Source organism: Algoriphagus faecimaris (assembly GCF_900101705.1).
GTDB classification, from domain to species: Bacteria; Bacteroidota; Bacteroidia; order Cytophagales; family Cyclobacteriaceae; genus Algoriphagus; species Algoriphagus faecimaris.
The window spans coordinates 1-8,928 of the sequence record NZ_FNAC01000074.1 but is presented as its reverse complement, the minus strand read 5'-3'; the positions used below and the strand labels follow the sequence as shown (position 1 = coordinate 8,928).

Annotated in this window: 8 protein-coding genes and 1 pseudogene; all 9 read right to left on the bottom strand. The window is 44.4% G+C overall.

The window, feature by feature from the left end:
* Positions 1-258, bottom strand: a pseudogene (locus BLQ57_RS20255) (transposase family protein); the annotation flags it as partial.
* 211 nt (positions 259-469) lie between these two features.
* Positions 470-1,396 (bottom strand): Nif3-like dinuclear metal center hexameric protein, encoded by a 927-nt coding sequence (locus tag BLQ57_RS20250; protein ID WP_240507887.1) that lies wholly within the window; start codon positions 1,394-1,396, stop codon positions 470-472.
* An 82-nt stretch (positions 1,397-1,478) separates the two neighbouring features.
* Positions 1,479-2,126: a hypothetical protein gene (locus BLQ57_RS20245; RefSeq protein WP_087941426.1), complete on the bottom strand. Its 648-nt coding sequence runs from the start codon at positions 2,124-2,126 to the stop codon at positions 1,479-1,481.
* A 130-nt stretch (positions 2,127-2,256) separates the two neighbouring features.
* Positions 2,257-2,931, bottom strand: coding sequence for an acetoacetate decarboxylase family protein (locus tag BLQ57_RS20240; RefSeq protein WP_087941427.1), 675 nt, complete (start codon positions 2,929-2,931; stop codon positions 2,257-2,259).
* A complete protein-coding gene (locus BLQ57_RS20235) occupies positions 2,924-3,685 on the bottom strand; it encodes an SDR family NAD(P)-dependent oxidoreductase (RefSeq protein WP_087941433.1) in 762 nt (253 codons plus the stop codon). Before BLQ57_RS20235 ends, BLQ57_RS20240 begins: the two co-directional genes overlap by 8 nt.
* A 61-nt stretch (positions 3,686-3,746) precedes the next feature.
* Positions 3,747-5,465, bottom strand: coding sequence for an IlvD/Edd family dehydratase (locus BLQ57_RS20230; RefSeq protein WP_087941428.1), 1,719 nt, complete (start codon positions 5,463-5,465; stop codon positions 3,747-3,749).
* Positions 5,466-5,628: 163 nt separating this feature from the next.
* The gene (locus BLQ57_RS20225; RefSeq protein WP_087941429.1) at positions 5,629-6,603 is read right to left on the bottom strand and encodes a glycosyltransferase family 61 protein; all 975 of its coding nucleotides are present in this window, start codon (positions 6,601-6,603) and stop codon (positions 5,629-5,631) included.
* Between the two features lie 57 nt (positions 6,604-6,660).
* The gene (gene murA, locus BLQ57_RS20220) at positions 6,661-7,965 is read right to left on the bottom strand and encodes a UDP-N-acetylglucosamine 1-carboxyvinyltransferase (RefSeq protein ID WP_087941430.1); all 1,305 of its coding nucleotides are present in this window, start codon (positions 7,963-7,965) and stop codon (positions 6,661-6,663) included.
* Positions 7,965-8,594 carry a DUF4290 domain-containing protein gene (locus BLQ57_RS20215; RefSeq protein WP_087941431.1) on the bottom strand — a complete coding sequence of 210 codons (630 nt, stop codon included), beginning with the start codon at positions 8,592-8,594 and terminating at the stop codon, positions 7,965-7,967. Before BLQ57_RS20215 ends, murA begins: the two co-directional genes overlap by 1 nt.
* Positions 8,595-8,928 lie beyond the last annotated feature (334 nt).

Below are 8,928 nucleotides of genomic sequence, written 5' to 3'. Positions count from 1 at the left end.
ACCACTGGAAGTTAAAATTCGTGGAAGCTTACACCTGAGAAAGGTTCTATATTGCATGGTGTCTAAATGACGCCATTCTCGAACCGGTGCATGATCATAAACCCTACAAAGTTCTCCAGTTTCAGCATCTTCCAACTCCTCCAAAACACACTCAATTTGAATGTAGATCTCTTCTTGTTTAAAATCAGTTTCTACCGATTCAACAAACCAACCATCCTCCAATTGGAGCAACTTGGTGAAAAGTCCCTCTGTAAACATCTTTTTGCTCAAAGGTAATCATTCCATTAAATTCAGGGTAGAACCAAAGAATTTATTATCAAAGTAGTTAGTACATAAGCCCTAAATCGAATAAAAAGGCCTATAAATATCTTTTAACCGGTTGGATCAGTTTTCGATCAGAAGTATCCTTGATGAAAAAAAAATCTCAAGAGATCAAATTTATTTAGGTAAGATTTTTACTGTTCTTAACTCAAAATACCTGCAGTGAATTGCCTGATGGGATATGAAAAACAGGAAGCCCCGGCATGTATTGGTTGAGCCAGTTTTTGACAAATTCCGATCCCCCTTCTTCACTTGCCGAATGTCCAATCTCAATCATGGAGAGTTTCATTCCGATTTCATTGGCAGCGCGGACATATTCTGGGGTTTCCCACTCGTTGGATTCCCCACACACCAAGACATCGGGCCTATGCTCCATGATTTGAGTGATCTGAAGACGACCTCCCACGGCACCGGGAAGCAATAGTACTTTGCTGCAGGATTGATTCAAATCTCCCACATAGCGCATAGCAGGTACTCCTAATTTTGTTTTGATATGATTGATTAATCCGCGAAGGTCGGTCTTTGGGATGGTGAGGATTCGACTTCCGGGTGTGTAATACTCGTTCCAGTCCAAATCACCTACCACGCCGACCCTGACGCCATCGTCTTTCATTCTATGCACATAATCGTGATTTCTCCAGAGTGTAATCCCATTTTTCTCCATCAAATCATACTTTGCACGGAAGACAGGATCCTCTTGCAAATAATCCGTTTCATCTTGCCCTGAGAAGAAAGTAGGCTCATGAGGAATGATTAGGTTTGCTTTGAGTTCGATAGCTTTTTTTATGATTTCTAGGGTGGTAAACATGGTCGTCACCACTCCGGTCACAACCGTGTCACGCGAGCCGACTTTGATGGTATCGACCGTTTGTTCGAAAGGCGCATTGGGAACTTGCGAAATGAAGGTGTCCATGATTTCCCCGACTGTCCAGGACTTCTCTGATGCGAAAAGGGAGAAAGGATTTGTCAGGAGTCCGGCACCAAACAAAGCTCCACTTTTGATCAAAAAATCCCTCCGATCGGGAGAGTAATTTTTCATAGATTCATCAATTGCTCTTAGGCGTGTTGGTTTCATAGCTTGAGGTTTTGGTTCAAGATAAAAAAATCCCTTCAGCTTTTTGGCTAAAGGGATTAATTATCAAAAGTCAAAAATCGGTTTAATTGACCTCCACATCGGTAAACCAAATGAATTTTTCACCTGCTGCGTTATTATGGTCTAGGGCGAGCTTGATGGGTCCAAAATTTTGTACATTTTCCCAAGTCCAAGTGGCGCCTTGCTCTCCATTACCTCTTCGGAAGGTCCATTCCAAAATCATGTTGTTTTCATCCAAATAGAGATCATAGGCATCTCCGGGAGTGTAGCCATCAGCTGAATTGTAAATGATGGTCAATTTGGTAGAATTACTTGCTTTTAGAGGGCTTTGGACGTTTTCTTCAGTTTCGAAAGAGTACCCTTCATCCCAAGCCAGCTGGAAGGGCATCATAAACCAATATTTGTCATTGATAAAGCCTTTGTCCGCTTCTGGGAGGGAATCAGCTGGCAGGTCCAGACTGTAGGTGTAGCTTGTATCCGCACCGGTGTAGCCTACAGTTCGGGCTTCTATATTCCAATCCCAAGTTCTTGAAAAAACGGTGGCTGAGTCCCGCCGTACATTCCAAGTATATTTAATATTATTCACTTGATCCCATTGATCTATGCCATAAGCCTTGGCTACTTTCATAGGAAGGGTTTCCGGAGTTTCTTCGGCAGTATTACAGCCGACAATGAAAAGAAGAGAGAGAAGGAGTAAAGGGATATTTTTCATAAGGTGTAGATTTTGACAAGAGTTGAACCCCTTGATATAGGGAATGTTTTGAGTTGGGTCTTCTGGGTTATGATGGCTCAGGTGGTTTTGGTTCAGGCCATTAATTTACTCTTAATAATTTACTGTTAATTCATTCATGAAATTTAGCTTCGGGAAAATGAATTCTAAATGGATCTACTTTAACTGCAAAAAGCGGTTTGAAGGATCGAATGTCGGGGAAATATTCAGGATCTAGGTGATCAATTTTAACTTGAGCCAATTTTCCCCATCCACTTCCTGAAGGTTTCACAAAAAAATCAATTCCATTCCATCGTTGCTGTAAATCTATGGGCAGAAAAGAAGTGGTGACAGGGAAAGAAACACCTCCCGCCTTTACCTCACAGGAAAATACCGGCTCATCTTCCTTTTTGACGGTAATGGTATGTTTTCCGTTTTTCTCTATCCAATCGATCTTCAATGTTTTCTTAGGGATACCCCAATTGTTTCTCCCGTTTTGAGTACTGGCTAATGAATCTACAAAGATAGAGGTGATAGATTGTTTTTTGTTTTCCCCAAACTTCCCCGGAATCAGAAGTAGTTCTCGATAAGGGCCGATTGGACTTTTGCTGTAATTGACCAGCATCAGAAAGCCTAATCCTCTTTTGAATTCATTCCTTTTGTAATCAGGAATTAATGTGCATTCCTCTACCCATTTTTTTGGAAACTTGTACACAAGAATGATCCCTTGTCCCTCCAGGTCCCAAGGTGCCGGGGCGTATTTGACGAAATTTCGAGGACTAAGATTGATCAAATTTTTTTCATTCATAGGGTGATGGGCTTATACTGGTCCAGCCTCCGTCGATAATCAGGGTTTGACCGGTAATGTGTCGGGCTTTTGCTGAGAGGAGAAAGGCTGCAGCCTCAGCTATATCTTCTGTAGAGGCGGGGCGGCCTAGTGGGGTGAGTTTTGACCAAGTTTTGGCATAGTCAGGATCGGATGTAGTCCGCTCGGTAAGGGTAGCTCCGGGAGCGATAGTATTGATGCGGATTCCCAAGGGGGCGAGTTCGAGCACTAGATTTTTGGCGAGCATCTCTATGGCTGCTTTAGACATGGCATAGGCAGCGAGATTTTCATGGCTTTGGTGTGCGGTAACGGAGGAGGTCAATAGAATCGAGCCTCCTTCCCCTTGATCTTTCATCACTCTAGCCGCGGCCTGAGTTAAAAAAAATGTACCTGATTGGTTCACACGGACTACCTCCATAAAGTCTTTTCTCTCGTAATCCAGAAAATTACCAAATAGAGTTACACCCGCATTAGCAACTACCTGATCCAGCTGACCAAAATTGGCTATAGCCAAGTCAATGAGTTCATCGATCACAGACTCGGAAGCGGCATCTCCGGAGCAACCTAGGATTTTCCCTTTTCCTATCCGCGAAAGATTGGCCACTGCCTCCTCGGTCAGGCTTTTTTCCAAGTCGTTTAAAATGACATGCCCGCCTTCTTCGAGAAGTTTTCTGGCGATTGCTAGGCCGATCCCTTGACCGGCTCCGGTGATAATAGCAACTTTTGGAGTTTTCATTTGCATTTAGGTTTCGACCAAGCATGTTTTAAAAACCGACCTGGTCTAGGTGCGATTAAGGTCAATGCGAATCTCTTTTTACTTCCGAACCTGAGTTTCCCTGGAGAAAGTCAAAATCCACACCTTCATGGGCTTGATTGACCTTGTCTAAAAACAAGTTGACATAGCCCCTATCATAGGGAAGTTGGATAGGTTGAAATTTTGCTTTTCTCTTTTCAAATTCTTCTTCAGAGATCAGCAGGTTTAAGCTTCTGCTGGGTACGTCGAGCTCGATCAGGTCACCGTTTTGGACTAGTGCCAAAGGCCCTCCAATGGCTGATTCGGGGGATACATGCAGGACCACCGTCCCAAAACCTGTCCCACTCATCCTGCCGTCAGAAATCCGCACCATATCTTTCACTCCTTTTTCGAGTAGTTTCTTGGGAAGAGCCATATTGCCGACTTCTGGCATTCCAGGATAGCCTTTGGGTCCTACATTTTTAAGGACCATGACAGAGTGCTCATCGATTTCCAGATTGGGATCATCGATTTTGGCCTTGAATTCATCTATATTTTCAAAAACCACTGCTTTTCCAGTATGCTTTAGCAAAGCAGGGCTGGCAGCAGAGGGCTTGATGACAGCGCCATTAGGGCAAAGATTTCCTTTGAGAACAGCGATTCCCGAATCAGGCTTGATGGGTTTTTCGAGTGTTCCGATTAGGTTTCTGTCGTAGCATTCCGCCTTTTGAATGTTTTCCGCCAAGCTTTTTCCTGTGACGGTGATGGCCTCACTGTGAAGTACTTTTTCAATTTCCTTCATTACAGCAGGCAGTCCTCCGGCGTAAAAAAGGTCCTCTACCCAGTGCTCTCCTGAAGGCTGCACATTGGCGATCAGGGGTATTTTGGAAGAAAAATGATCAAAATCTGTCAAGTCGAGTTCCACCCCGATTCGCTTGGCAATGGCTGTGAGGTGAAGGATAAAGTTGGTCGATCCACCCAAGGCGGCATTGACCATGATGGCGTTTTCAAAGGATTCTCGTGTGAGGATTTTACTCATTTTTAGATCCTCATTGACCATCTCGACTATTCGCATTCCTGCCATATGTGCGAGGACTTTCCTACGAGAATCAGCCGCCGGAATAGTGGCATTATCAGGCAGAGCCAATCCCAAAGCCTCAACCATGGCTGCCATAGTGGAGGCTGTTCCCATCGGTGCACAGTGCCCCACAGATCGGGACATTGCTGCTTCAGCTTCGATAAATTCCTCTTGAGAGAGCTTTCCGAGTTTAAATTCTTCTGCAAAACGCCAAACGTCAGAGGTGCCTATTTTTTTTCCTTTGAACCGACCCACTAGCATAGGCCCACCGGAAACGACTAGCGTTGGTAGGTCTACCGAAGCCGCCCCCATGACTAGTGAGGGGGTGGTTTTGTCGCAGCCACACATCAAAATGACGCCATCCATAGGATTGGCGCGAATGCTTTCTTCCACATCCATAGAGGCCAAGTTTCTAAAAAGCATTGCTGTGGGCTTGATGGAGCATTCGCCAAGTGACATCACGGGAAATTCCAAAGGAAATCCACCCGCTTCCCAAATCCCCCTTTTTAGGGCTTGGGCCAAGTCACGGAAGTGGGCATTGCAGGGGGTAAGCTCAGACCAGGTGTTGCAAATCCCTATGACAGGCTTGTCTCCTTCGAATAAATGATGTGGAAATCCTTGGTTTTTCATCCAAGAGCGATAGATGAATCCGTCCTTTCCGGTACGGCCATACCACTCTTGGCTTCTTAGCTTTTTCTTGGTCATAGGTTAATTGGGTTGAGAAAATTTGGAGAAGATAAAAAAAATCTGGACATCTTCCGAAAGAATGGAATAAAGCTGGTTTTGTTCCAGTTTGAATTTGTAGGGAGCAGGAATTTTTTCAGACTAAAGGCCGAGAGGATTAGACTATTGATAGCCTTTTAAAAAATCAGGAAATCTGATCTAAAACGGATTGTAGCTGAGGAATGTTAATGGTGAAATCAGCGATGACGCTATCCTCCTGATCAGCCTCATTTAGGGTATAATAATAGGGGATCTGCAGCGCCGAGGCCAAGTTGAAATAGCAGTGACTATTGGGGTCTTTGGCATTTCTAAATTCAATGACCTTTGAGCCTGAAGGGAGAAAAATCATATTGGTCAAGGCAGCCCCATGTAATCCTATAAGCACCTCAGTTTCGCTCATGAGTTGGATTTGGCTTTCAAAACTCAGTTCATCGGCACTGATTATCTCAAAATTGCGCTTGATCAGCATCAGTTCAAGGTCCAGTTCATTGATTACTTTCCGCTTGGAAGCGGACTTCCTAGTGAAGTATACCTTTCTGAAGGGAGGCTTTTGGGGTTCCTTTCTCAGGCGTTTTTGGGTAAACAAGGTAAGCGGCTCATTGAAGTTGGGAAAAGAAGCAGTACGCGCAGTGAGGATCATTTGATCCACCCAGAGGTTTTCAGAAGAGCGATAAAAGATTACATCGGTACCGAGTGATTGGATGGATTCTCTCACAAATGCTAACTTGCTGTAAGAGTCTGGTAAAACAATGGGTGCAGTGGCATCCCACTTCAACCCTTCCCAAAGCCGGGGGAGGCAATCTGTCAGCCAATGAAAGTAATTAGGACTCCATTCATCGATGATCCAGATCCCTTTTGGAATTTTTCGCCAGGCTTTCAGCACACAGTTTCCGATCCGTTTAGAAAATTGGGGTAGGCCTAAGTTGCTTCGGTGGGTAAAATCGGAATAAAATTTAAACTCTCCCGGAGCGAGTACCGTGTCTTGTAGAATCAGGGCATTTTTGATCATAACAGGCGAGTTTCGCTCAAACTGAGCCTGCAGCGCAGACTCAAAAAGAGGAAGATCTTCTTGGCGCAAATTAGCCGGAGGTCTCCGCTGAACCGAGATAGACTGTCGCAAATCGAACCTAAATTTTATTTTTTGGAGCTGTATTTTTCAAGAGAAATAGGGGAAGCATTAAATCCGCTCAATATCTGCGCCTAGTGCATTGAGACGCTGATCAATGTATTGATAGCCTCTGTCAATCTGCTCGATATTATCAATGATGGAAGTCCCTTTGGCGGACATTGCTGCGATCAAAAGTGCTACCCCCGCACGGATATCCGGCGAGGTCATTCGGATTCCTTTCAGTTGGTATTTCCTGTCCAAGCCGATCACTGTAGCTCTGTGGGGATCACAAAGTATGATCTGTGCACCCATGTCAATCAGCTTATCCACGAAAAAGAGACGAGATTCGAACATTTTTTGATGTACCAGTACGGTGCCTTTTGCCTGCGTAGCAGTGACCAAAACGATGGAGAGCAAATCTGGGGTAAACCCAGGCCAAATTTGATCCGCTACGGTGAGGATGGATCCATCAATAAAGGTTTCGATTTCGTAGTGTTTTTGCTCGGGAATAAAAATATCGTCCCCTCTAAATTCCAATTGGATTCCCATTCTTCTAAAGGTATCTGGGATGATGCCGAGCTTGGGGATCTGGCAATTTTTGATGGTGATCTCGGATTGGGTCATGGCCGCCATTCCGATAAAGGAGCCGATTTCAATCATATCAGGAAGCATGGTGTGCTCAGTCCCACCGAGTTTTTCTACCCCTTCTATGGTAAGCAAATTGGAACCCACTCCGGAAATCTTTGCACCCATTCTATTGAGCATTTCGCAGAGTTGCTGCAGGTAAGGCTCACAGGCAGCATTGTAAATGGTAGTTTTGCCCTCTGCCATTACCGCTGCCATGACGATATTGGCAGTGCCGGTGACTGATGCCTCATCGAGTAGCATGTAGGTGCCTTTGAGGTTTTTTCCGTCGATATGGAAAATCTCGTTTTCGGCATCGTAGTGAAATTTTGCGCCGAGCTTCTGGAATCCAAAAAAATGGGTGTCCATTCTTCTGCGGCCAATTTTATCTCCTCCGGGTTTGGAGAGTTTTCCGGTACCAAACCTACTCAGCAGGGGCCCCAGGATCATCACCGAGCCACGAAGAGCAGAGGCTTTTTCCAAAAAGTCGGGCGTTTCTAAATATTCCAAATTGACATTGTCAGCTTGAAAAGCATAGGATTCAAGTCCCAGTTTGGTGACTTTGACCCCCATGTCTCCGAGTAGTTCAATGAGCTTGTTGACATCACGGATATTGGGGATCTTGTTGATGGTGACCTTTTCTGAGGTCAAAAGTACAGCACATAAAATCTGAAGTGCTTCGTTTTTAGCCCCTTGAGGGGTGATTTCGCCTTTGAGTTGGATTCCGCCTCTTACCCGAAAAGATGCCATTAGTTTCTCCTTTTATTTTTAAAGCCTCCGTTATTTCTTCTTTTGTTTTGGTGTCCTCCTCGCTTGTTTTTTGAGCTGTGCTCTTCCTGCATAGGTACCTTGAAATCCCGGCGAGTATTGGACTCAAACAGTGCATTTTCTTTTACTTTTTCTAGGTCAATGTGCAGTTTGCCCTTAGATAAAGTCTTGATATCATCTAGGATAATGCCATCATCAAAATTGTCCCTGTTCCAGGTCGAGTGAAAACTTCGCATCAGCTGACCGATGTAAATGATAGCCGCTTCCTGCTCTTCGTCATCCTCAAGTTCTATGGCGTTTTCTATCAGTTTCTCGATGTTTCTGCCGTAGTGTTTAAACTTAATCTCTCCTTTGGGGTAGCCGATAGGGAGAGGCTTCTTGCCCAAAAGCTCTTTGGCAGGCATCGGAAAAGGTCCATCGACGTCGAGCTTGAAGTCGGACATGATATAGATGTCATCCCAGAGTTTTTGATCTGTTTCCTGCTTGAGGGCGGGATTGAGCTGTTTGATGATTTCGATTACAGTAAAAGCACTGGCAGTTCGCTTTTCCCGATCTTCAATGGTGCAGATATGATCCACTAGCCCTTGAATGTTTTTTCCGTATTCTTTCATGTGTTTATAATTTGTTTCTTTTTCATTTTTAGGTAAAGGAATAAAAAGACGCTAAGAAGTTAAATTTTCATGTTCATGCTCACGGCAATACTCCTGTGTGCTTAGCGTCTGATGTCAATTTCATGTACGGGGTTTCGTTGTTTTCACAACGATGTTTCAACCTCCAGTAAAAACCGACCTTTGTTTTTTTATGCTACCTTTTCCTTGTTCAGTTCCACTCCAAGTTCCCTGAGTTTGTCCAGGTAATGTTGGATCTGTCTGTCCTTCTTTCGGCTTTCCAAGTATTCTGCTCCGAGTTCTTTGTATGCTGTTTTGTCCTTCAGGATGAAGTAGG